At 64.1% G+C, this 22,801-nt stretch carries 15 protein-coding genes and 2 tRNA genes; 6 read left to right on the top strand and 11 right to left on the bottom strand.

The features are described from left to right. Positions 1 to 5: 5 nt before the first annotated feature. The 6 genes from glgB to AAA989_RS04155 all read right to left on the bottom strand — a co-directional run bounded on the left by glgB (position 6) and on the right by AAA989_RS04155 (position 9,334). A complete protein-coding gene (gene glgB, locus AAA989_RS04180; RefSeq protein WP_338241340.1) occupies positions 6 to 2,192 on the bottom strand; it encodes a 1,4-alpha-glucan branching protein GlgB in 2,187 nt (728 codons plus the stop codon). Next, on the bottom strand, positions 2,189 to 5,404 hold the full coding sequence (gene treS, locus AAA989_RS04175) for a maltose alpha-D-glucosyltransferase (protein WP_338241339.1): 3,216 nt from the start codon (positions 5,402 to 5,404) through the stop codon (positions 2,189 to 2,191). The genes glgB and treS overlap by 4 nt, the downstream gene beginning before the upstream one ends. Next, positions 5,401 to 7,407 (bottom strand): alpha-1,4-glucan--maltose-1-phosphate maltosyltransferase, encoded by a 2,007-nt coding sequence (locus AAA989_RS04170; RefSeq protein WP_338241338.1) that lies wholly within the window; start codon positions 7,405 to 7,407, stop codon positions 5,401 to 5,403. The genes treS and AAA989_RS04170 overlap by 4 nt, the downstream gene beginning before the upstream one ends. Positions 7,408 to 7,861: 454 nt before the next feature. Next, positions 7,862 to 8,947, bottom strand: coding sequence for an alpha/beta fold hydrolase (locus AAA989_RS04165; protein ID WP_338241337.1), 1,086 nt, complete (start codon positions 8,945 to 8,947; stop codon positions 7,862 to 7,864). Between the two features lie 179 nt (positions 8,948 to 9,126). Further along, positions 9,127 to 9,202 (bottom strand) — tRNA-Thr (locus AAA989_RS04160). A gap of 58 nt (positions 9,203 to 9,260) precedes the next feature. Continuing rightward, a tRNA-Cys gene (locus tag AAA989_RS04155) sits at positions 9,261 to 9,334 on the bottom strand. A gap of 134 nt (positions 9,335 to 9,468) precedes the next feature. Between AAA989_RS04155 and AAA989_RS04150 the strand changes: the two genes are divergently transcribed. The 3 genes from AAA989_RS04150 to AAA989_RS04140 all read left to right on the top strand — a co-directional run bounded on the left by AAA989_RS04150 (position 9,469) and on the right by AAA989_RS04140 (position 13,094). After that, positions 9,469 to 11,193: a SulP family inorganic anion transporter gene (locus AAA989_RS04150; RefSeq protein ID WP_338241336.1), complete on the top strand. Its 1,725-nt coding sequence runs from the start codon at positions 9,469 to 9,471 to the stop codon at positions 11,191 to 11,193. Between the two features lie 17 nt (positions 11,194 to 11,210). Further along, the gene (locus AAA989_RS04145) at positions 11,211 to 12,692 is read left to right on the top strand and encodes an FAD-dependent oxidoreductase (RefSeq protein ID WP_338241335.1); all 1,482 of its coding nucleotides are present in this window, start codon (positions 11,211 to 11,213) and stop codon (positions 12,690 to 12,692) included. A 108-nt stretch (positions 12,693 to 12,800) separates the two neighbouring features. Continuing rightward, on the top strand, positions 12,801 to 13,094 hold the full coding sequence (locus AAA989_RS04140) for a PilZ domain-containing protein (RefSeq protein WP_338241334.1): 294 nt from the start codon (positions 12,801 to 12,803) through the stop codon (positions 13,092 to 13,094). Here AAA989_RS04140 and AAA989_RS04135 read toward each other — a convergent pair. From AAA989_RS04135 to AAA989_RS04115, 5 genes are all read right to left on the bottom strand, one after another. Then, the gene (locus tag AAA989_RS04135; RefSeq protein ID WP_338241333.1) at positions 13,091 to 13,909 is read right to left on the bottom strand and encodes a hypothetical protein; all 819 of its coding nucleotides are present in this window, start codon (positions 13,907 to 13,909) and stop codon (positions 13,091 to 13,093) included. The genes AAA989_RS04140 and AAA989_RS04135 overlap by 4 nt on opposite strands. Before the next feature lie 65 nt (positions 13,910 to 13,974). Next, a complete protein-coding gene (locus tag AAA989_RS04130; RefSeq protein WP_338241331.1) occupies positions 13,975 to 15,636 on the bottom strand; it encodes a dihydroxy-acid dehydratase domain-containing protein in 1,662 nt (553 codons plus the stop codon). Between the two features lie 12 nt (positions 15,637 to 15,648). After that, entirely contained in the window at positions 15,649 to 17,094 is a 1,446-nt protein-coding gene (locus tag AAA989_RS04125; RefSeq protein ID WP_338241330.1) for an MFS transporter, read from the bottom strand. Positions 17,095 to 17,178: 84 nt separating this feature from the next. After that, the gene (locus AAA989_RS04120) at positions 17,179 to 17,904 is read right to left on the bottom strand and encodes a winged helix-turn-helix transcriptional regulator (protein ID WP_338241329.1); all 726 of its coding nucleotides are present in this window, start codon (positions 17,902 to 17,904) and stop codon (positions 17,179 to 17,181) included. 102 nt (positions 17,905 to 18,006) lie between these two features. Further along, a complete protein-coding gene (locus tag AAA989_RS04115) occupies positions 18,007 to 19,206 on the bottom strand; it encodes an LL-diaminopimelate aminotransferase (RefSeq protein WP_338241328.1) in 1,200 nt (399 codons plus the stop codon). A 164-nt stretch (positions 19,207 to 19,370) separates the two neighbouring features. Here AAA989_RS04115 and AAA989_RS04110 point away from each other — a divergent pair, with 164 nt between their 5' ends. From AAA989_RS04110 to clpS, 3 genes are all read left to right on the top strand, one after another. Beyond that, the gene (locus AAA989_RS04110; protein ID WP_338241327.1) at positions 19,371 to 21,233 is read left to right on the top strand and encodes a PHA/PHB synthase family protein; all 1,863 of its coding nucleotides are present in this window, start codon (positions 19,371 to 19,373) and stop codon (positions 21,231 to 21,233) included. A gap of 159 nt (positions 21,234 to 21,392) precedes the next feature. After that, positions 21,393 to 22,160, top strand: coding sequence for a phasin family protein (locus tag AAA989_RS04105; protein ID WP_338241326.1), 768 nt, complete (start codon positions 21,393 to 21,395; stop codon positions 22,158 to 22,160). A gap of 194 nt (positions 22,161 to 22,354) precedes the next feature. After that, positions 22,355 to 22,750: an ATP-dependent Clp protease adapter ClpS gene (clpS, locus tag AAA989_RS04100; protein ID WP_338241325.1), complete on the top strand. Its 396-nt coding sequence runs from the start codon at positions 22,355 to 22,357 to the stop codon at positions 22,748 to 22,750. Positions 22,751 to 22,801: the final 51 nt, after the last annotated feature.

Here is a 22,801-nt window from a genome sequence, read left to right as displayed (position 1 = left end):
GGCTCTTAGCTGCTTGCCGGGCTGAGGACGATCGCGCCGAGCGGTGGCAGGGTAAGCGAGGCCGAGGCAGACTGGCCGTGCAGCCCTTCCTCATCCGCCTCGACAACGCCGCTGTTGCCAATGTTCCCGCCGCCGTAATCCTGCGCGTCGGTATTCAGCACCTCGCCCCACTTGCCCGCGCGCGGCAGGCCCATGCGATAGTCGTGAAGCGGGTTCGGCGTCATGTTGAACGCGGCCACGATCGGCTCCCCGCCTGCACCCCAGCGAACGAAGGAGAAAACGCTGTTTTCCGCATCGTCGCCGACGATCCACTGGAAACCGCCCGGATCGCAATCGCGCGCGTGCAGGGGCGGCTCGTCGGTATAGAGCCGGTTGAGATCGCGCAGCAGTTGCTGGACCGCGGCGTGCTCGCCCTGCTCCAGCAGATGCCAGGGCAGCGGCTGGTCGTGGTTCCACTCGCTTTCCATGCCGAGTTCGCAGCCCATGAACAGCAGCTTCTTGCCGGGATGCATCCACATGAAGGCGAGGTAGGCGCGCAGATTGGCGAACTTGCGCCAACGATCGCCGGGCATCTTGGCCCACAGCGATCCCTTGCCGTGCACCACCTCGTCATGGCTGATCGGCAGGACGTATTTCTCGGAAAAGGCATAGACCATCGGGAAGGTCAGTTCCCCGTGGTGCCATTTGCGGTGGACCGGATCATGTTCGATGTATTGCAGCGTGTCGTGCATCCAGCCCATGTTCCACTTGTAGTTGAAACCCAGCCCGCCGTCAGCCACCGGCGCGCTCACGCCGGGCCATGCGGTCGATTCCTCGGCCACGGTGATCGCGCCGGGGCATCTCTCGGCCACGGCCTCGTTCATCGCCTTGAGGAACGCGACGCTCTCCAGGTTCTCGCGCCCGCCGTGGACGTTGGGCACCCACTCTCCGGCTTCGCGCGAATAGTCGCGATACAGCATGGACGCGACCGCATCCACGCGCAGTCCGTCGATATGGAACGCCTCCAGCCACCAGATCGCGGATGAGAGCAGGAAACCCGAGACCTCCTGCCTCCCCAGATTGTAGATCAGCGTGTTCCAGTCCTGATGAAACCCTTCCTTGGGATCGGCGTGTTCGTAGAGATGCGTGCCGTCGAAGTGGGCGAGACCGTGCGCGTCGGTCGGGAAATGGGCAGGCACCCAGTCCAGGATCACGCCGATGCCAGCCTGGTGGCAGCTGTCGACGAAATGGACGAAGTCGGCAGGATCGCCGAAACGAGCCGAAGGCGCGAATTGCGAGAGCGGCTGATAACCCCACGAACCGCCGAACGGATGTTCCATGATCGGCAGCAGCTCGACGTGGGTGAACCCCATCGAAGCGACATAGGAAACCAGCTTGTCCGCCATCCCGCGCCAGTCGAGCGGCGCGCCGTCCTCGTCCGCCATCCACGATCCGGCATGGACTTCGTAGATGGAAATCGGCGCGTCGGGAGCCTGACGGGCGGCGCGTCTTGCCATCCAGTCGTCATCCGACCAGTCGAATTCGGGCCTGGGCGCGACGATGGACGCGGTGCCGGGCGGAACCTCGGTCGCGCGGGCCAGCGGATCGGCTTTCTGGATCATGCTGCCGTCCGCTCCGACAATCTCGAACTTGTAGAGTTCGCCGGTGCCGAGCCTCGGCACGAACAGCTCCCACACGCCTGCCGAATGCCGCAGGCGCATCGGGTGGCGTCGGCCATCCCAGGTGTTGAATTCGCCGACCACCGAAACGCGGCGTGCATTGGGCGCCCAGACCGAAAAGGCCACGCCCGAAACGCCGTCGATCTCGGTCGGTTGAGCCCCGAAAACGCGCGCCAGTTCGAGATGGCGCCCTTCGGAAAACAGGTGCAGGTCGTAGTCGGAAAGCACCGTGCCGAAGGAATAGGGATCCTCGGTGATCTGCTGCACCCCGCCCGGCCAAGTGATGCGCAGCGCATAGTCGCCTTTCTTGGCGAGCTTGCCGACGAACAGTCCGGGGCCGACCTCGTCTAGCGTGCCGCGCGATGCGGCCTTCTTGCGAGTCACGAGCTCCACTTTCTCGGCTCCCGGCTGGAAGGTGCGCACTAGCGTGCCCCCTTCCGATGCATGTGGGCCGAGCAGGGCGAACGGGTCGTCGAGGCGCCCTTCGAACAGGGCTGCCGCGGCCGAACTCAGAATATCGTCATGAACGGTCAATTGGCATCTCCGGAAAGCAGTCTGTCAGCAGCCCGGGTGAGGCCCGCGGCGGGCACCTCGATCCAGTCGGGCCGGTTGGCGGCTTCATACGATACTTCGTACGCCGCCTTTTCGAGAATGAAGAGGTCTAGCAGCGGATCGCGCGCGCCTTCGGTGGTAAAGCCATACCCTTCGAGAAAGGCGTCGATGGCGCGCGAGCGGAACATCGCGTTGCCTTCTTCGGCGCGGGCCTCCCAGGTGTCGGCTGCGGCTGGGCGAGTGCGCTCGGCAACGGCCGCGGCGTAATCGAAGGACCGGACCAGCCCGGCCACGTCGCGCAGCGGGATATCCTTGCCACGACGATCGGCCAGCGGACGGGTCGGCTCCCCCTCGAAATCGATGATCATCACGTCGCTGCCGGTGACCAATACCTGCCCCAGGTGCAGATCGCCGTGGATGCGCGTGCGCGGCGTGCCGATCGCGGAATTCGCCACCTCCGCTATGCGCGACTTTAGGGCCGAGGCCTTGTCGGCCAGATCGTGCCCATCGCCCAGCCGCGCGATTGCGCGATCGAGTTCGCTGCCGATCCGTTCGGCCAGGGCTTGCACGCCGGACTTGTCGAGCGGCTCCGGCGCAAAGGCAGGATCGTCCGTCTTGCGCGCCAGCGTCTCGTGCATCTGCGCCAGGCGCCGACCGAGATTGGTGGCGAAGTTGCGGTAGTTGGAAAAGCTCCAGTCGGTGTCGGTGGCGAGGCGTTCGAGCGATCCCAGCGTCCACTGCCAGCCGTCGCCCTGATTGTAGACGAAGGCCTGGGCCATCATCACCAATGTCTCTTCGCCATTCTCGACACGCTTCACCGTGCCCAGGATCGGCGGCACGGCCTCGAAGCCGTGATCGGCCAGATAGCGCACCATTTCGGCATCGGGGTGGATCCCCGGCGCGAGCTTGCGCAGCAGCTTGAGCACCGCCTTGCTGCCCACGATCATGGTGCTGTTGGATTGTTCGGCCGCGATCCATTCGGGCTCGGCCTTCGGATCGATATCGAACCGGTCGGTCGCCTCGAATCGCAACTCGCCATCTTCAGTCGGCACGACGGACCCGTCGCGCATGCCGGTCAGCACCGATTGCGCGAATTCGCCAAGCGAGAAACCGTCGGTCAGAAGGCCGACGCTTCGCTCGCGCCGGACCCGGGCAATCGCGAGGTTGGAGGCAAAGGGACCGTGCTGCTCGCCTTCCCAGGCAATACCCAGCGGAAGGGAATAGCGCGCCGTGCCGCCGGAAGTGGTGACGGCGATCTCGCTAAGCAGCAGATCGTCGTTGCCGGGCATGGGCGTCACCGCGAGAAATTCGACTGCCTTGATTGCCTCGTCCTTGGCGCCGAACCAGCGGCGATGGGGCAGGTAATCGGGCAGGATGTCGCGCCGCAGGACCTTGCCGTTGGCGCCTTTGGTCACATCGGCCAGGTCAGGCCGCAATACGAAGGTGTGCCTCTCGACCTCGGCACCCGGCGCGGCGGATGACCAATCGGGCGCATCCGTCTCTTCGGTGAGTTCGAACCACAGGAAGCCATATGGGGGAAGGGTGAGCATGTAGGGCAGCTGGCCGACCTTGGGGAAGGCCGTGCCGCCCGAAAGCTCCACCGGCGTGCGGCCTTCCATCTCGTGCAGATCCAGTTCCACTGCCTGCGCCGTGCGACTGAGATTGGCGACGCACAGGATGGTTTCGTCATCGTGCCGGCGCAGATAGGCCAGGATACGGCGGTTGCGCGGGCGCAGGAAGGTCTGCGTGCCGCGCCCGAAAGCCTGGTGTTCCTTGCGCACCGCCAGCATCCGCTTGATCCAGTTGAGCAGCGAATGCCGGTCGCGCTCCTGAGCCTCCACATTCACCGCCTCGTAACCGTAGAGCGGATCCTGGATGACCGGCAGGCTGAGCGCCGCTGGATCGGCCTTGGAAAAGCCGCCGTTGCGGTCGGGCGACCACTGCATCGGCGTGCGCACGCCGTCCCGGTCGCCCAGGAAGATGTTGTCGCCCATGCCGATCTCGTCGCCGTAATACAGCACCGGCGTGCCCGGCATGGTCAGCAGCAGCGCGTTCATCAGTTCGATCCGTCGCCGGTCGCGCTCCATCAGCGGAGCAAGGCGGCGTCGGATGCCGAGATTGATGCGTGCGCGGCGATCCGCGGCATAGGTGTTCCACAGGTAATCGCGCTCGGCATCGGTGACCATTTCCAGCGTCAGCTCGTCATGGTTGCGCAGGAAGATTGCCCACTGCGCATCCTCCGGGATGTCGGGCGTCTGGCGCATGATGTCGGTGATCGGGTAACGGTCTTCCTGCGCCACGGCCATGTACATGCGCGGCATGAGCGGGAAGTGGAACGCCATGTGGCATTCCTCGCTGATGCCATCGGGCTCGCCGCCGAAATAGGCCTGCGTGTCCTCGGGCCACATGTTGGCCTCTGCCAGCAGCATCTTGCCTTCGTAGTGCGCATCGAGGTCCTGGCGGATTTTCTTCAGCACGTCGTGCGTTTCGGGCAGGTTCTCGTTCGAGGTGCCGTCGCGCTCGATCAGATAGGGAATGGCGTCGAGGCGCAGCCCGTCGATTCCGGCGTCGAGCCAGAAATGCATGACGGAGAGCACTTCCTCGAGCACCTTCGGATTCTCGAAATTCAGATCGGGCTGGTGCGAATAGAAACGGTGCCAGAAATAGGCGCCCGCTTCCTCGTCCCAGGTCCAGTTCGATTTCTCCGTATCGAGGAAGATGATCCGTGTGCCCGAATAGAGCTTGTCGTCATCCGACCAGACGTAGAAGTCGCGCTCGGGGCTGCCGGGAGGGGCCTTGCGGGCCGCCTGGAACCACGGGTGCTGATCGCTGGTGTGGTTGATCACCAGTTCGGTGATCACCCGGATGCCGCGCTCATGGGCGGCCTCGACGAATGCCCTTGCTTCCTCGATCGTGCCGTAGTCGGGAGAAACGTCGCGATATTCGGCGATATCGTAGCCGTCGTCGCGGCGCGGGCTGGGATAGAAGGGCAGGAGCCAGATCGCCGTGACGCCGAGATCGGCGACGTAATCAAGCTTCTCCATCAGCCCCGCAAAATCTCCGATCCCGTCATTGTTGGAATCGAAGAAGCTCTTCACGTGGAGCTGGTAGATCACCGCGTCCTTGTACCAGTAGGGATCTTCGGACCCGGTGACGGTGGCGGCCATGGTGCTTGGGGCTGTGTGCTTGTTCATGCGGCCTCTCCCGGCTTGGTCAGGCGCCAGACGCGGAAGGGCTCGTCGGGGTCGAGCGCAATGTGCTGGTACTTTCCGTGCCATTCGAAGTGATAGCCGCCGAACAGGTCCTCAACTGCGATCGAGGCATCGTCACTCAGGCCGAACTCCCACAGCGGCACTTCGAAATCGCATTCGTGCGGATAGTGCGGATCGAGGCTGACCATGACGAGGATCATTTCCGATCCATCGGGCGAGGGCTTGCCGTAGAGGATGATGCTGTCGTCGTGCGCGAGATAGAACCGCGTGTTGAGATGGGTCTGCAGCGCGGGATAGGCCCGGCGCAGCTCGTTAAGCCGGGTGATGTCATCCACGATATCGCGAGAAGTGCGCCATTCGCGCGGGCGGATCTCGTATTTCTCGCTGTCGAGATACTCTTCCTTGTCGGGCCCCAGCGGCGTGGCATCGCACAGTTCGAAGCCCGAATAGACGCCCCACAGGCCCGATAGCGTCGCGGCCAGAACGGCGCGGATGCGGTGTGCGGGTCGTCCGCCCTTCTGCAGGAAGACCGGGTTGATATCCGGCGTGTTGACGAAGAAATGCGGGCGGTAGAAATCCTTCGGCGCCTCGCTCGTCAGCTCGGTGATGTAATCCATCAGCTCGTGCTTCTCGTTGCGCCAGGTGAAATAGGTGTACGACTGGCTGAAGCCGACCTTGGCGAGGCGATACATCATCGTCGGACGGGTGAAGGCTTCCGAAAGGAAGATGACGTCGGGATGCTTTGCCCGCACCTCGCCGATCATCCATTCCCAGAACGGCAGGGGCTTGGTGTGCGGATTGTCGACACGGAAGGTCTTCACCCCGTGCCCGACCCACAGCAGGATCACGTCGCGCAGCGCCTCCCAAAGGCCGGGCACCGCGTCCGGACCGTAGAAATCGACGTTCACGATGTCCTGGTACTTCTTCGGCGGATTCTCGGCATACTTCATGCTGCCGTCGGGCCGCCAGGCGAACCAGCCGGGATGTTCCTCGAGCCAGGGATGGTCGGGCGCGGCCTGGATCGCGAAGTCGAGCGCGATCTCCAGCCCGTGCTTGGCCGCCGCTTTCACCAGCCTGTCGAAATCCTTGAACGTGCCCAGCTCGGGATGGATCGCATCGTGCCCGCCTTCCGCGCTGCCTATGGCATAGGGGCTGCCGGGGTCGCCTTCCTCGGGCGTCAGCGTGTTGTTCGGTCCCTTGCGGTTGATGCGGCCGATGGGGTGGATCGGCGGAAAATAGAGCGTGTCGAAACCCATGTCCCGCACGCGCGGCAGATGGTCGATCACGTCGGCAAAAGTGCCGTGGCGCGCCTTGTCGTCGGTCATCGAGCGGGGGAAGAGCTCGTACCAGCTCGAAAAGCGTGCGGCGACGCGCTCGGCGTCTACGGGTTGCGGAGCCGAGCGGATCGCATGCGGCCGGTCATCGGCTTCGTGCATCAGCCCCGCGAGATCATCGTCGAGCAGCAGGCGTGCGCTCTCCTCGTCACTGGCCTTTTCCAGGGCCGCGAGCCGCTTCTTGAGAGCGGTCGCCAGCTTGCCCTTGCTGCGCGCGGCGGCCTCCTCGACCAGCTGACGGCCCTCGGCGTGTTCCACCGCCTGAGCGACGCCAGCATCCAGCTTCTTGCGGAAGTCGCGGCGGAAACCGCCGAAGCGATCGAGCCAGCCCTCGATGGCATATTCGTAGCGTCCCAGGCGATCGAGCGGGAAGGCGCCGCTCCAGCGATCGTTCGCAAGGGCTTCCATCGGGGCGCGCTGCCATTTCTTCTCGTCGACCGCGCGCCACTGCAGTTCGGCGGCCAGCTGTTCGTGGCCGTCGCCGAAAAGCGTGGCCTCAACCTGCACCTCATCGCCCACCACCCGCTTGACGGGGAACTGTCCCCCTTCCACCGACGGGGTCAGATCCTCCAGCACCAACCGTGGGAGGTCGCGCAGCCCGCTAGTGGACTGGCGTTTGGCTGTTCCGGCGATGGGCTTGGATTGCGTCATTGGCATGTACCGTTTTGCGTGAGGAGGGAGGGGGTCTGCGGCCCGCGCACCGCAGATGAAAGGCCGGAAATTCCGTCGTGGGCGCTGATCTGGAGAGCACCGGTACCTAGCTTGCCATCTGCCTGGCCAATCTCGTCCTGCGCAACGGCTGCTCCTGCAGTCCTGTAGGAAACGTTACGAAAGCGGTGGCTGTCCAGCTGCAAAGGCATCTCTATCGGTAAAACGGGTTGGGGCCTGCTTATGTAAGACGCTGGAGGCACCCATCGTTCCCGCAAACTTCAACCACATCGTCGCCAGCCGGAAATGAGAGCGCCGCGTGGCCCGACGGCCGGGCCACACTCGTCTCGAATGACGAAGGCTCGGGAAGACGCAATCTCGCGAAGCCTGCGAGGGCTTCAGCTGACAACCGGCCGAGACCTATGTCAGGCAGTCCGCGCGCAGGACGCGGAAAGGATTATGGATTCCGCGCCAGGAATTCCGAAAGCTCGGCCTTCCAGAATTCCGGATAGGTATGCGTTCCATGCCCCCGCGTGTCCTCGCTCGCGGGAATGAGCACGAACTCTGCGTTCGGCATCCGCTCGGCAAGTCCCTCGGGATTGCCGAGTCCGGGAGGATTGATGAAATCGTCAGCCGAATTGATCCAGAGGACGGGCACGGTGATCTCTGCCAGCCGGGAAGAGGGATCGTAGTTCCTCGAAGCGGCGAACTGGTAAATCGTATCGTTCGGGTCGGATGGGTTGCCCAGCCTCCGGCTGACGGTCTCCTGCAGATATTCGACGGCGCCTTCACGCGTCGGATATTGCGCCTGCAGACGGTAGGGATTGCTGCCGGCCACGACCGACCCGTTCGCGTAGGTTCGCTGCCCCTGGATGAGATCGGCCGGATCGCGGTAATTCCCGTTGGCATAGGCGGGATCGCTTTCGAAGCCGTCGATTACCATCTGACGAAATACCAGGTTCCGCCCCGCTATCTCGATCGCGTTGCAAGCCAGCGGAACAAGTCTGCGAGCGAAACCTGGATAGTCCGGCCCCCAGATGAAGCTGTGCATGCACCCCATCGATGTGCCCAGGATCAATTCCAACCGGTCGACCTCGAGACCTTCGGTCAGCATCCTGTACTGGGCGAGAACCATGTCGTCGTAGTCATAACGAGGAAACTGGGCCCGCAGACCGTCGCTGGGTTTCGAACTGTCTCCGTGACCCAGATTGTCGGGCGAGATGATATAGTAACGTCCGATATCCAGCGGCTGCCCCGGACCGAACAACTCGTCACCGAATGACGGTCGCAGGAGCGATCGACCGTTACCGCCAGTTCCGTGCAGAAGCATGACGGCGTTGGCGATCCGCCCGGCTGCGTCCCGCTGCGGCTCCCCCAGCGTGTAGACATTCATCGTAACCGAGGGGAGCGTTTCACCCGTGTGAAAGGTGAAATCGCGCAACTCGAACGTGTGCCTTTCCGCGCGCTCGGCCCAATCCTCCGCGATCGCGGGACTGCTGAAGAACGTGAGGACAACCACCGACAAAAGGCAAGCTAGACGCATCTGTATTTCCCCCGGCCGGGCGCAATCTGGGTCGCTGCGCGCACGCGAGATTATCTTACCTCCCAGATCAAGCCAAGAAACTCAGCAACCAGGGTCTTGAACAGCGCAGCAAGCGCGGGGTGAGCAGGCGGTCCGGCAGTCCTCGGGCGGACGTGCTTGCCTATCTGTCGGGAAAGCTCTGGTGCCGCTTACAGGACTCGAACCTGTGACCCCATCATTACGAATGATGTGCTCTACCAACTGAGCTAAAGCGGCATCCAGCGCAGCCCCTTAATGCCACCATCGCCTGTCGGCAACGGGGAACAGGAGGCGATGGAGGCCCGAGCCGGAATCGAACCGGCGTGCAAGGATTTGCAGTCCTCTGCGTAACCACTCCGCCATCGGGCCGGAAGGGCGGCCAACTAGCGGCTTGTTTGCGGCAACGCAATCCTTTCTTCGGCGAGGGGCGGGTGCCGAAGGACTGCTTCGTGCATTGATCGAGCGAAGAAATATCCGTTGGCTGCAAGGGGCAGAGGAGGGACATGGCGGGAAAGGCGATCATTCCTAGGCTCGATTGGCTGAAAGATTACGGCGGCCGCGCGCTGGCGAAGGATGGCATCGCCGGGCTGATTCTCTCGATCCTGCTGGTGCCGCAGGCCATGGCATATGCGCAGCTGGGAGGCCTGCCCCCGCAAACGGGCCTGTTCGCCGCGATGACGCCGCCTGTGCTCTACGCCATTTTCGGAACGAGTCAGTATGTCTCAGTCGGACCGGTCGCGCTGGTCTCGCTGATCGTTGCCGAAGCCAGCGGCGCAATTGGCGGAGACGCGATGTCGGTCGTCACCATCATCGCCATCGAGGCGGGGCTGATGCTGTTTCTGGTGGGTGCCATCGGCCTGGGCAGACTGGTGAATTTCGTCAGCGAGCCGGCGCTGCTTGGCTTTACCGCCGCCGCTGCCGTGCTGATCGCTGCCAGCCAGCTGCCCACCCTGCTTGGTCTCGAGACCGAAAGAGAAGGCGATCTCCCGGGAGCGATTGCCGGGTTGTGGAGGGGCCTGCCCAGCCTCGACCTTCCAACTACTCTCGTGGGCGGGGCTGCGCTGGTGCTGCTGGTGCTGATCAACCAGTTCGCCGCGCCGCTGTTGTGGAAGATCGGCGTGCGTCCCCCCTGGCGCCAGGCCCTCGCCAAGTCCCTGCCTTTCCTGGTGATCGTCGGCGCCGCAGTCGCAGCGACGTATATCGGCGGCGAGATCGCCAAGGTCTCTGCGATCGAGCCCGGCCTGCCGAGCATGCCATCACTGGGAGCCGCGAGCATGTGGCTGGCGCTTGCCCCGTCCAGCCTTGCCGTCGCCATCATCGTCTTCGTCACTGCCACGGCCGTCGCCAAGTCGCTGGCGGGTTCGGATCGAAGCGGCCTCGACACAAGTCGCGAAGCCGTGGCGCTTGGCGCGGGCAATTTCGTTGCTGCTCTCACCGGCGGCTATGCCGTTGGCGCCAGCCTCAGCCGGTCGGCGCTGGTGGAGGAGAGCGGCGCACGGTCGCCGATCGCTTCCGTGGTGGCGGCCCTGGTGGTGCTGGCCACGATACTGTTTCTCGCGCCGCTGCTGGCCTACCTGCCGCGAACGGCGCTGGCGGCCCTCGTGATCAGCGCGGTCTTCGGCCTGATAAAGCCACGCGCCATCCGCGCCGTATGGCGGCACGACCGCATCGAGGCGCTGATCATCGCCGTGACCTTCGCGGCAACGCTGCTTTTCGGTGTGCGGCTGGGCCTTGCCATGGGCGCGGCAGCCGGAGTCATCCATTTCCTGTGGTTTTCGTCCGTGCCGCGTGTGACGAGGATCGGCAGCGACGACGGCGGAGCCTCGTTCCGGTCGGTCGACCGCGACGACGTGGAGATCATCACGCTGCCGGTGCTCGGCATACGGATCGACCGATCGATCTATTTCGCCAATGCCGAATTCGTGGAAGAGCAGATCTTCAAGCTGATGAACCGCCACGACGAGCTCGAATGCATCGTGCTCGACATGCGCTCGGTCAACAGCGTCGATGCCAGCGGACTTGCCATGCTGCGCCGGCTGGTGGAGCGCCTGGAACTGGCCGACATGTCGGTCCATTTCGCGGAGACCCATGCGCCGGTGCTCGACAAGCTGCGCAAGCTCGATCCAGGTGTCTGCCATTTCCATCGGACCGTGGGCGAGGCCGTACAGTCGTGCGGGGTATCTCTGGACGAAGTCAACGATGATGAAGTAGGCATCTGGCCGCGATAGCAACGACAGGTGCGGACATGGCCGACGACAAGCCGAAAATGCAGCGGATCGAGGGGCACAAGGAAGAACGCTTCCTTGGCTCCGACGTCTTCTCGAGCGACAAACGCAACCTGCCGCCGCCGAACGGCAGCGGAACCGTACGCGAGGATGCGCGCGATATCGACATCTACCACAAGTGCGACGTCGCCGTGATCGGCGGCGGCCCTGCCGGATGCGCGGCTGCCTGGGCCGTGGCGAAGGCTGGCGCGGACGTGTGCCTGCTGGAACGCTACAACTGCCTTGGCGGGCTTTCGACAGGCGGCCTCGTCATGTGGATCGACCGCATGACCGACTGGCAGGGCAATCACGTAATCCAGGGCTTCGCGCGCCACTTCATCGACCGCATGCCGCCGGAAGGGGTCGCCGGACCGCCGCGGGAGGATTGGGGAAGCCAGGACAAGGTCAAGGCCGGATACTGGGGGCAGCGCACCACGGCCTTTCACGGCATCGTGCAATGGGCGCCCACGCTGGACCCTGAGCGGATGAAGCTGAACAACCAGGAAATGCTGCTGGAAGCCGGTGTGCGCATCGTCTTTCACGCATGGGCCGCACGCCCGCTGGTGGAGAACGGGGTGGCCAAGGGGGCCGTGTTCGAAAGCAAGATGGGCCGTAACGCCCTGATGGCGAAGGTCGTGATCGACACCACCGGCGACGGCGACATGTTCGCCCGCGCGGGCGCCGAATACGAGGACGACATCGAGGAAGGCGACGTCCACCACTCGATGAACACCGGCTGGGTGCTGGGCGGCGTGGACATGGATCGCTGGATCGACTGGAAGGTCCACCATCCCGACGAATTGCGCCAGTTCATGGAGCGCGGGCGCGAGGAGCTGGGCTATTTCCAGACGCCCTATGTCAGCTGGCGGCCCGACATCGCGCTGTTCCTCGGCCCGCGGCAGAGTGGGCTTTCCGCGCTGGACGTGGACGACCAGACCGAGGTGGAAATCCGCAGCCACCGGCTGATGGAAGGGCACTGCCAGTTCTTCCGCCGCCATGCGCCGGGTTTCGAGAATGTCTATTCACTGCAGAGCGCCAGCCAGCTTGGGGTGCGCCATACGCGCCGGCTGGCCGGGGTTGGCCGGGTCGAGCGCGGAAGCTGGGGCGATGCCGATCCGATGCCCGACGAAATCGGCGTCTCGCCCTCGCTGAGCCCCAAGTTCCCGGTGGTTTCGGTAGGCTACGGCAGCATCGTGCCGCGCGCTCTGGACGGCTTGCTGGTGGGCGGGCGGCATATCAGCTGCGATGCCAACAGCCACGGCTTCATGCGCGAAATCCCGCAATGCTGGTTGACCGGCCATGCGGCTGGCGTGGGTGCGGCACTGGCGGCGGACCAGGGTATTCAGCCGCGGGCGGTTGATGTCGATGCCATCCGCAAGATCCTGCGCGAACAGGGCGCGCACCTGCACGACGATGAGGCGGTCGCCGCCGTTCGCAATGCCAGCAAGGTGCCTGCCGAATAGACCTGGCGAGGCCATTCCGAAAATAGGGGCTGAAACCGGCTTGCCGGTAACCTTGCGGTAAAGACCTCGTCGCTAGGCTCGCCCTGGCACCCGGAAGGATCAGGACAGATGGCGGCAGGGCTTATGCAGCAGAAAGACGCGGACATTGTTCGGGTGAAGGTTCGCGCCAAGAGTGGCGGCTCCATCGACTTGCAGGTTCTCGATATTTCCGCCGGTGGCTGCATGGTCGATTTCCACGGGTCCGCTGCTCGCCCCGGCGAACGCGTGCTGGTGACCTTGCCGGGCCTCTCGGCCCTTCCTGGCGACCTCGTATGGGCGGAAGATGGCCGTGCAGGAATCGCCTTCGAGGCGCCGCTCCACGAAACGGTTCTGAGCCGGCTCGAAGGACTGATGGGGCGCTAGGCGGGGAGGTCCACGCCGAAAATTCCGGCGGAGAATTCCAGCCAGGCAGGATGCCACCACAGGAGTTCGACAAGCATCGCAGTCGGCACGAAAATGGCGAACCATATCGTATAGGCCCTGTGCCATCGGCGGTTGCGGACCAGGTCCCACGCCAGCATCGGGCTGATCCACAGCACCGTGTACAGGGGCGGTGAAAGGGCGCTGAAGGGATAGGTGGTCGGGAGAAAAGCCATCCGGTCGATGGCTGCCGCCAGCGGCACCGCCGTGGCGAGGATCATCATCCTCTTGTGCATGCCGGGATCGCGCTTTCGGGCGGCAAGGCCGATGCCCACGAAAGTTGCGAACAGCAGACCGACGGCAATCTGCAATGCAAACACGCTCAGCAGGAATCTGGACAGGACATGGAATTGCGCAGGATCCGCATCGGGCGGAGCCATTGCCATCCGCGCCCAGTTGTACTCGATCATGGTCGGGACGACGATGATGCCGGCGACAATCATGGCAGGCACCACGGCAAATGCCGCAATGCCCAATTTCGTGTGCAGTCCCTTCCTGCCTGTCGCCATCAGCCAAGTCTGCGCCAGCAGCAGAAGCAGCCAGCTTCCCATCAGCAGGGCGTGTGCGTGCAGGGCGGGCGGCAGAGCGGGGCGAAGACCGGCCCCGACTTCCCCAAGGATGCTGATCGAATTGGGAACGAAGCCGACCAGGACCGTAAGCAAGAACAGGCCGGCCATGCCGAAGAAGATCCAGCGATCGACCAAGGCGCCAATTCCTGGCGGTGGCTTGACGTAGAACTCGGACGATTGCGTAGCCATCTGCCATCCCCCCGCATGGCGACCCGGCTAATCGTATATACCTAAACTCCGACTTCGAAAATGGCTCAGTCCCTTTCCGGCAGCAGGACCCCGCCGGTGCGCATGGGACGCACCGACTCACGAAAGTTGGAGAGGTAGCCCGTCGCCTCGGTCCGCAGTCCAGGGCCCTCGCGCCTGGCGAGTTCTTCCGCCGGTACGTCGAGGTCCAGCCGGCGGTTCCTCACGGAGACGCTTACCGTGTCGCCGTCGCGCACGAGGCCGATGGGCGCACCGTCCTCGGCCGCCTCGGGAGAGACTTCGGCGACCGTCAGGCCTTTCAGGCATAGGCCCGAGAGCTGTCCGTCGGTGACGAAAGCGGTGGTCTTGGCAAGGCCCGCGGCATCGAGCGCGAAAAGGATCAGCGACGCGCCGCCGCCCATGGCCGGGCCGCCCTTCAGGCCCTGGTTGCGGGTGATCACGACGTCGCCATCCTTGATCTCGCCTGCCTCGATCGCCGCCATGCAGCTTTGCGTGTCCTCGAACACGCGGGCGGTGCCGGTGAATTCTTCCGGTCGGCTGCCGTCGCGAATACCCAGCCGCACCACGGCGGTATCGGCGAAGCTGCCGGAAAGGATGGCAATGGTCGGCCCTTCGCTGAACGGTTCGTCCAGCGACTGGATGATCTCCGGCCTCTCGATCTCGTAGTCCGACAGGTTCTCGGCCAGCGTCTTGCCGGTGCAGGTCAAGGCCTCGGGATTGATGCGGGATTGCAGGCGCTTCAATACGGCGCGCGCACCGCCCGCATCCTCGAACTGCTCGATCCGCACCGCGCCGGTCGGGCGCACGGGGGAGAGCAGGGGAACGTCGCTGAACTCCTCCATCAGGGCGAACACGTCGACGCCGTTATCGGCTTCGATGGCCGTGGCCTGCAAGTGCTTGATGGCATTGATCGAGCCGCCGACGGCCAGCAGGGTGGCAACCGCGTTGCGGAACGCGGCAGGCGTCATGATGTCGCGCGGCAGCAGCTGCTCGTTCACCATTTCCACGATCCGCCGCCCCGCCGCGCGGGCATTGGCCTGCATCTTGGGGCTGTTCGCGCGCACGGGGGCATTGCCCGGCAGGCACATGCCGAGCGCCTCCACGACGGAGTGCATGGTGTTGGCCGTGGCCATGCCGGCGCACACGCCCGGGCCCATTATCGCGTTCTCGGCCATGTCGGGAATGGGGAACTTGGGTTCCTTGCCGAAGATCGCGCCGACCTGGCCCGACCACACGTCTTCCACGTCCACCGGTTCGCCGTCGATCTCGCCCGCCTGCTGATAGCCGCCGATGACCAGGATGGTGGGAATGTTCAGCCTGGCCGCCGCCATCAGGTGACCCGGCGGGGTCTTGTCGCAGCTGGTGAGGCAGATCATGCCGTCCAGCAGGGCGCCTTCGACCTGCACCTCGATGTCGTTGGCGATGATGTCACGCCCGGCCAGGATGTAGCTACCTGCCTTGTTCGCGCCGGTTATGAAATCGCTGGGGGCGGAGGTGCGCACCTCGAAAGGCACGCCGCCTGCCTTGCGGATTTCCTCCTTCACCATCTGGGCGATGCCGTCGAGGTGGGCATAGCATATCGCCAGTTCGCTGGAGCTGTTCACCACCGCGATCTTGGGCTTTTCCATGTCCTCCTTCGACAGGCCCAGGGCCTTCCAGTTGGCACGGCGACCGGGGTTGTTCGCGGCGAGCGAGCGCAATTCGACCATGGTTGGGTGATCCTATTCTGCTGGTTGGGCGGCGGCAGGAATGTCGGACTGCTTCAGGCCGCGCGCGTAGTAGGCGAGGGCCAGCACGCAGATCACGATCCCCAGCAGGCAGGCGGCGGTGAAGACATAGCCTTCCCGTGCACCTTGCGCCCCCTGGAGGAAGCCCGCGGTCGCCCCGATCCAAGGCGCGGCGACGGCACCGAACTTGGCCATGAAGCTGGCCCAGCCCCCGCCGAAGCTGCGCACCGCGCTGGGGTAATAGATGCTGGTGATGGAGATCACCGCTGCATGGCCCGCGCCCACGAAGATAGCGCCGACCAGCAGCATTCCGGCCAAGGGCCAGCCGCCGGTGACGAAACCGAAGCCGACGACCAGCACGATCGGGATCCCGATCAGCGGAGCGGAGGCGATCCAGCCCGGTCCACGCTTTTCCGTCAGCGCCAGCAGCACCACGCCGCCGATGGCACCCGCCATGCCGCTGGCCGCGGCCAGCCAGGCGGCATCGGTTCGCGCGATGCCCAGCGCCTCCATGAACAGGACGCCGTAGGCATTCTTCAGGTAGATCGCGATGCTGGAGAAGAAGTAGGCGAACCAGATCAGCGGGGTGACGATCAGCAGCGCGCCCTGGAACAGTTCGCGGAATTTCAGCAACGGGTTCTCGCTGGTCGTGGCCTTGCGCTCGTCAGACAGTTCGAAGCGTTCGTAGGCCTGAACCTCATATCCCGGATCGAAGCGCGAGAGCATGGGCACGATCTTCGCGCGCGGCTTTTCCTTCGCAACCATCCAGCGCGCGCTTTCGGGCAGCATGAAATACAGGACGATGGCGAACACGCCGGTCATCGCGCCGCATACCCAGAAGATGCCCTCCCACCCGAGGTAGGGCGCGGTCCAGTTGGCGATCGGCGCAGCAGAGGAAGCACCGAAGCTGAAACCGAGCATGATGACGGTGACCGAGGTGGAGCGCATGGACTTGGGCATGCTCTCGATACTCAGGGCCCACACCGGGGCGAGAAGCCCGCCAATGGCAAGGCCGGAAATGAAGCGCAGGCCGATCAGCATCTCGGGAGTCGTGGCGAAGCCCACCAGCGTGGTGAGGATGGCGCTGCCGACGGTGCAGACGATGATGACGGGGCGCCGTCCGAACACGTCACCCAGATAGGCCCCGAACAGCGAACCTATCATCTGCCCGACGAATGCGGCCATGGTGACATAGGCGGTCATGTCGTCGCTGATGCCCCACTCGTCGCGGATGTAGGGGAGAGCGTAGGGAAGGGCGGTGAAATCCTGCCCGTCGAAGAAGGTGACGAGGCTGCACAGGATCAGGATGCGCAGCTGAAAGCCGTTGAACGGCAGGGTGACGCTGCGCCCGCCCAGCGAGAACCGCGTCGGACGCACGTCTCCCAGGAATTTGGCAATGTCCAGCGTGCGGCCATTGCTGCCTTCGGGCGTGCTCGCCATTGCGGTTCTCTCCCTTATTGATTTTGTCCGGGGGAGACTAAACGCCAACGCGCCGCTGCGCCAGCCCCAACATAGCGGGGCGTATCACACCTTTGCGCCGGTCCACCCCAGGTCGCGAAGGTATTCGTCCAGCGCATCGGCCTGCACCGGCGTTACCGGCAGCATGAAGGGTCGCGGATCGGCCAGGCGATACCCGCCTTCAGGAGCCGTCTCGACCAGCGAATCGCATTTTGCCGCCGCCAGTTTGGCGCGCAATCTGGATACGTGGACTTCCACGCTGTTGGTTTCCGGCTCGTGATTGAGTCGCCAGACATCGGCGACAAGTTGCCTGCGGCTGACGCGCTGGCCTGGCGTATCGGCCAGCCTCCACAACAGGCTGAACTCGCGCGGGTGGAGGCCGAGCCAGCGCTGGCCGGATCTGGCATCGCGATGGAACAGGTCGAGCGTGAGCGGGCCGACGTCCCGCCATCGGGGGAGCATGCCGAACATGTCCGTCACCCGCCGACAGCGTGCCTCCAGTTCGTGCAGACCGGTATCTCCGGAAAGCGCTTCTGCGCATCCCATCGACAACAGGCGACCACGCTCGGCGGCGTCCTCGACCCCGAGCAGGATCAGGCGCCAGGCAGGGCGGTCCGCCTGCGCGAGGGCCAGGCGGCCTGACATGTCGAGGAGGCGGGTATCGCAGATCAGCACGTGCCGACATTCGGCCCGGCACCCGTCGCGCCCGGCGCATAGCGTCCAGCCCGCGCGGCGCAGATCCCACCGTGCGGGAGGAGCGTCCTCGCCAGCTATCCAGCCGAAAACGGCCATGCGTGTTTTCCTACCCTGCCCGTGCGGCAAGGCAGCAGCATTCGGGCACCTTATCAATCCGGGTTTGCCACCATTCAGGCAACAACAGGCCGCGCGGCGGCCTCAGGTCGAGGGGATTTCCATCCCCATGTCCTGGAAATAGCGTTTGATGTTCCTGCCCGCCTGGCGCAGCCGCTGCTCGTTCTCGACCATGGCGATGCGGACATAGCCCTCGCCGTCCTCTCCGTAGCCTACGCCGGGCGCCACCGCGACTTCGGCCTTGGTCAGCAGCTGCTTGGAAAATTCCAGGCTGCCCATGTCCTTCAGCGGTTCGGGAAGCGGTGCCCATGCAAACATGCTGGCGGGCGGGGGCGGGATTTCCCAGCCCGCGCGGCCGAAGGCTTCCACCATCACGTCACGCCGCTTGTGATAGAGGTTGCGGTTCTTCTCGACGATGTCCTGCGGACCGTTCAGCGCCGCGCAGGCCGCCGCCTGGATCGGAGTGAAGGCACCGTAGTCGATGTAGCTCTTCACGCGCGACAGGGCAGAGATCAGCGTGGGGTTGCCCACGGCGAAGCCCATCCGCCAACCGGCCATCGAATAGGTCTTGGAAAGGCTGGTGAATTCCACCGCCACGTCCTTCGCGCCCTTGGCCTGAAGGATCGAGGGCGTCGGCTTGCCGTCGTAGTAGAGCTCGGAATAGGCGAGGTCGGACAGCAGCCAGACCTTGTGGAACTTGGCCCAGTCGACGAGCTGTTCGTAGAACGCCAGATCGACCACTTCGGCCGTCGGGTTGCTGGGATAGTTGACCACCAGGATGGTGGGCCGCGGCACGGTGAAGTTCATCGCCGCCTCCAGCTCCTCCCAATAGCGCGCATCGGGCGTGGTCGGCACGCTGCGGATCGAGGCACCGGCGATGATGAAGCCGAAGGTGTGGATCGGATAACTGGGGTTGGGCGCCAGAATCGTATCGCCCGGCGCGGTGATCGCCGTGGCGAGGCTGGCCAGCCCTTCCTTCGACCCCAGCGTGACGACGACCTCTGTCTCCGGGTCGATATCGACGCCGAAGCGGTTCTGGTAATAATTGGCCTGGGCCTTGCGCAGGCCGGGGATGCCGCGCGACTGCGAATAGCCGTGAGCGTCGGCCTTCTGCGCCACCTCGCAAAGCTTGTCGATCACGTGCTGCGGAGGGGGCAGGTCGGGATTGCCCATGCCCAGGTCGATGATGTCCCGCCCTTCCGCACGCGCGGCCGCTCGCATCGCGTTGACTTCGGCGATGACGTAGGGCGGGAGGCGCTTGATGCGGTAGAATTGCTGGTCCATCTGTTCCTTCTTTCGGGTGTGGCTCGTGTGGAGTGCCGCCTATCTGGCTGAAAGCCCGGCGGAGCGCAACGCAGCTGCGCTTCTCCCCTGAAAATGGTCGCTTTGGCAATCGTTCCCCGAACGCGTCTCCCAATTGCCGCAAACTTCCCTATAAGGGCCAGGCCATGGCGAAAGACACCAAGAGCGGCGAAGAGGCCGCCGACATCTTCACCGAAATGCTGCGCATTCAGGGCGAGGCCGCGCGTCAGATGATGCAGACGATAGCGCCGCAGGCGGCCGACTCCGTGCCTGACGAGAACGCCATCGACGCCATGGGGCAGGCGCTGATGGAATTCCAGGAGACCTGGTTGCAGTTCTGCCTGCCCGAAGACCAGCGCGCCGCTCCCCTGCTGACCGATCCGGCAAGCTGGATGGAAGCGATGCGAAAGTGGTCCGCCGCTAACCCCCTGCTGGATGCAGAGGGGCAGCAGAAGCTGTGGGCCGACGGGGTGCAGCTGTGGCAGGACGTGCTGGCGCAGTACCGTCAGGACGGGGAAAAGAAGGAAGCGCAACTGCCCTTCCGGGATCGCCGTTTCGCCGATCCGGCGTGGCGCGAACAGCCCGTCTATGCCCTGATCCACCAGACCTATCTGCTGTTCGCGCAGCGGCTTTCCGAAAGCATCGATTCCGCCGAAGGACTGTCGCGCGAGGACCGGGAGAACCTGCGCTTCGCCACCAAGGGCGTTCTCGATGCGATGAGCCCGGCCAACTATCCGCTGATGAACCCCGTCGTGCTGGAGCGCACGGTGGAAACGCAAGGGGAGAACCTCGTTCGCGGGCTGGAGCGCCTGACGCACGACCTCGAAAAAGGGCAGCTGACGCATACCGATACCAGCAAGTTCACCCTGGGCGAGAATATCGCCACCACGCCGGGCAAGGTGATCTACGAGAGCAAGCTGTTCCAGATCATCCATTACACGCCCTCGACCGAGCAGGTGATGGACGTGCCCCTGCTGATCTTCCCGCCCTGGATCAACCGGTTCTACATCCTCGATCTGAGCGCGAAGAAGAGCTTCGTGCGCTGGGCGGTGGAGCAGGGCATTTCGGTGCTGCTGGTCAGCTGGCGATCGGCCGACGAGAGCATGGCCGATGTCGACTGGGACGACTACATTCTCGCGCAGATCGAGGCGATCGACGTTGTTCGCGAGCGGCTGAAGGTGCCCAGTGTCCACACCATCGGCTATTGCGTCGCCGGCACGACGCTGGCGGCGACGCTGGCTGTCCTTGCGCGGCGCGGCGAGGGCGACAAGGTGAAGAGCGCAACCTTCTTCACCGCGCAGGTCGACTTCGAACATGCAGGCGATCTCAAGCTGTTCATCGACGAGGGGAAGCTCGAGTTCATCCGCCAGGCCAGCAAGGGCGGCTATCTCGACGGACGCTATCTGGCAGCCACGTTCAACATGCTGCGGGGCAGCGACCTGATCTGGAACTACGTCGTCAATCACTACCTGCTGGGCGAGGACTATCCGGCCTTCGACCTGCTCTACTGGAACGGCGACGTCACCAACCTGCCATCGAAATGGCATGCGGCCTACCTGCGCGACCTCTACCGGGACAACCTGCTGGTTCAGCCCGACGCGCTGGGAGCGGGCGGCACGTCGATCGACCTGACCCGGATCAAGGTGCCCACCTACATCCAGGCCGGCAGGGAGGATCACATCGCTCCGCCGGAAAGCGTGTTCGAGGCGCTGAAGCACTTCTCTGGCCCCAATCGCTTCGTGCTGGCCGGAAGCGGGCACATCGCGGGGGTGGTCAACCCACCCGAGGCGAACAAGTATCAGTACTGGACGAACGACGGCGAATTCGCCTCGCTGGAGGAATTCGTCGAGGGGGCGACCGAGCATCCCGGCAGCTGGTGGCCGGACTGGCTGCAGTGGCTGGAGGCGCAGTCTGGCGGCAAGGTGAAGGCAACCGGTCGGCGGAAGCCGGGCAGCAAGTCGAACCCGGCTCTGGAAGACGCGCCAGGACGCTTCGTGAAGATGCGCTGAGGCCCCTTAAAACGGCCGAAACGGGCCGTTCTCGGGGCTATGGTGCAGTGCAACATTTTTCCTTGACTTCGCGCCTGCAGAATACTATTTGTGCAGTGCAGCAAGAGGCCCGAGAGAGTATCAGGGCTTCAGGATGCTACGAAACGCAAGCGAGGAAACATGGCAGAGTCCACGTCCAAGACCGAAGACAGTGCTGAGAAGACTTCCGCTGCCGCCAGCGAAACCGCCCAGCCGGCCGCGAAGCAGCCCGAGGCGAAGAGCGAGGCAAAGCCTGCCGCCGCAAAGAAGGCTCCGGTGAAGAAGGCTCCAGCCGCCAAGAAGGCAGCGCCGAAGAAGGCAGCTGCCAAGAAGGCTGCTCCGGCCAAGAAGCCGGCTACTGCGAAATCTCCCGCCGCCAAGCGCTCCAAGGCCCCCGCAGCCAAGACCGCCAAGGCGACCAAGACCCAACCGTCAGTTACCCAGCTCAAGGAAAAAATCATGGCTACCAAGAACTTCGACTATACCGCTCAGATCACTGAATCGATGACCAGCGCCGTCAACGAAATGCAGGCTCGTACGCAGGCTGCCTATGACAAGAGCACCGAAGCGATGACCGAGATGACCGAGTTCGCCAAGGGCAATGTCGAAGCCGTCGTCGAGAGTGGCAAGCTGTTCGCCGAAGGCGTGCAGGGCATGGGCCAGACCTTCGCCGACGAAGCGAAGACCGCCTACGAGACCGCCACTGCCGACATCAAGGAAATGGCCGGCGTGAAGAGCCCGACCGAGCTGTTCCAGCTGCAGGGCAAGATCATGCGTCGCAACTTCGATGCGATGATCGCCGCCACCTCGAAGAATACCGACGCCACGATGAAGCTGGCCAACGACGTGGTCGCGCCGATCACCGGCCGCGTGAACGTCGCCACCGAAAAGATGTCGAAGGTCGCCTAAGACCTTCGCGAGCTCTCCTCCGGTCGCCTAACCTCTCCTCTCCCAAGGCGACCAGTTGACGGGCCGGGCAGCCATGCTGTCCGGCCCGAATGCTGTGCAGGCTCCACGTGTCGTCGCTTAACCGCGTATGCTAACCGACAATCTGCAGCCGCGGACTTGCAGCCAGCCCATTTGATACGATATTCGCGCCTGAAATGAACGCCCTCGACAACAACCTGACCGCCCAGCGCTGGTCCGTCCGTGCCGCAGACGATGGCGACGAGGGCGGCGTGGATGGCGACGACGCCGATGGCGCGGGCCAGGTCGGGGTTGCCACCAAGACGCGCGCCAAGCCCAAGAAGCCCAGCCAGTACAAGGTGCTGCTGCTGAACGACGACTACACGCCGATGGAATTCGTCGTGATGGTTCTCAAGCGCTTCTTCCGGATGGACCTGGAGCAGGCGACGCGGGTGATGCTGCACGTCCACCAGCGCGGCGTCGGTGTCTGCGGCATATTCCCCTACGAGGTCGCCGAGACCAAGGTGAACCAGGTGATGGATTTCGCTCGCGAAAATCAGCACCCATTGCAGTGCACGCTGGAAAAGGCCTGAGCCGGTTCGTTAACCCAGCCAATCAATACATGACCGCGAGGCGATTTGCCG

The sequence above is a fragment of the Aurantiacibacter hainanensis genome, assembly GCF_036321025.1.
Taxonomy (GTDB): Bacteria; Pseudomonadota; Alphaproteobacteria; order Sphingomonadales; family Sphingomonadaceae; genus Alteraurantiacibacter; species Alteraurantiacibacter hainanensis.
The sequence above is the reverse complement of the archived record's forward strand: the minus strand, read 5'-3'. Positions and strand labels throughout refer to the sequence as shown.

Bases quoted from the DNA above. Each gene is read 5' to 3' on its own strand.
- treS (WP_338241339.1), bottom strand. From the start codon at position 5,404: ATGAACAAGCACACAGCCCCAAGCACCATGGCCGCCACCGTCACCGGG.
- AAA989_RS04105 (WP_338241326.1), top strand. From the start codon at position 21,393: ATGGCAGAGTCCACGTCCAAGACCGAAGACAGTGCTGAGAAGACTTCC.
- AAA989_RS04150 (WP_338241336.1), top strand. From the start codon at position 9,469: ATGGCGGGAAAGGCGATCATTCCTAGGCTCGATTGGCTGAAAGATTAC.
- AAA989_RS04125 (WP_338241330.1), bottom strand. From the start codon at position 17,094: ATGGCGAGCACGCCCGAAGGCAGCAATGGCCGCACGCTGGACATTGCC.
- AAA989_RS04165 (WP_338241337.1), bottom strand. From the start codon at position 8,947: ATGCGTCTAGCTTGCCTTTTGTCGGTGGTTGTCCTCACGTTCTTCAGC.
- AAA989_RS04110 (WP_338241327.1), top strand. From the start codon at position 19,371: ATGGCGAAAGACACCAAGAGCGGCGAAGAGGCCGCCGACATCTTCACC.
- AAA989_RS04135 (WP_338241333.1), bottom strand. From the start codon at position 13,909: ATGGCTACGCAATCGTCCGAGTTCTACGTCAAGCCACCGCCAGGAATT.
- AAA989_RS04130 (WP_338241331.1), bottom strand. From the start codon at position 15,636: ATGGTCGAATTGCGCTCGCTCGCCGCGAACAACCCCGGTCGCCGTGCC.
- AAA989_RS04120 (WP_338241329.1), bottom strand. From the start codon at position 17,904: ATGGCCGTTTTCGGCTGGATAGCTGGCGAGGACGCTCCTCCCGCACGG.
- AAA989_RS04170 (WP_338241338.1), bottom strand. From the start codon at position 7,407: ATGACGCAATCCAAGCCCATCGCCGGAACAGCCAAACGCCAGTCCACT.
- clpS (WP_338241325.1), top strand. From the start codon at position 22,355: ATGAACGCCCTCGACAACAACCTGACCGCCCAGCGCTGGTCCGTCCGT.
- AAA989_RS04115 (WP_338241328.1), bottom strand. From the start codon at position 19,206: ATGGACCAGCAATTCTACCGCATCAAGCGCCTCCCGCCCTACGTCATC.
- AAA989_RS04140 (WP_338241334.1), top strand. From the start codon at position 12,801: ATGGCGGCAGGGCTTATGCAGCAGAAAGACGCGGACATTGTTCGGGTG.
- AAA989_RS04145 (WP_338241335.1), top strand. From the start codon at position 11,211: ATGGCCGACGACAAGCCGAAAATGCAGCGGATCGAGGGGCACAAGGAA.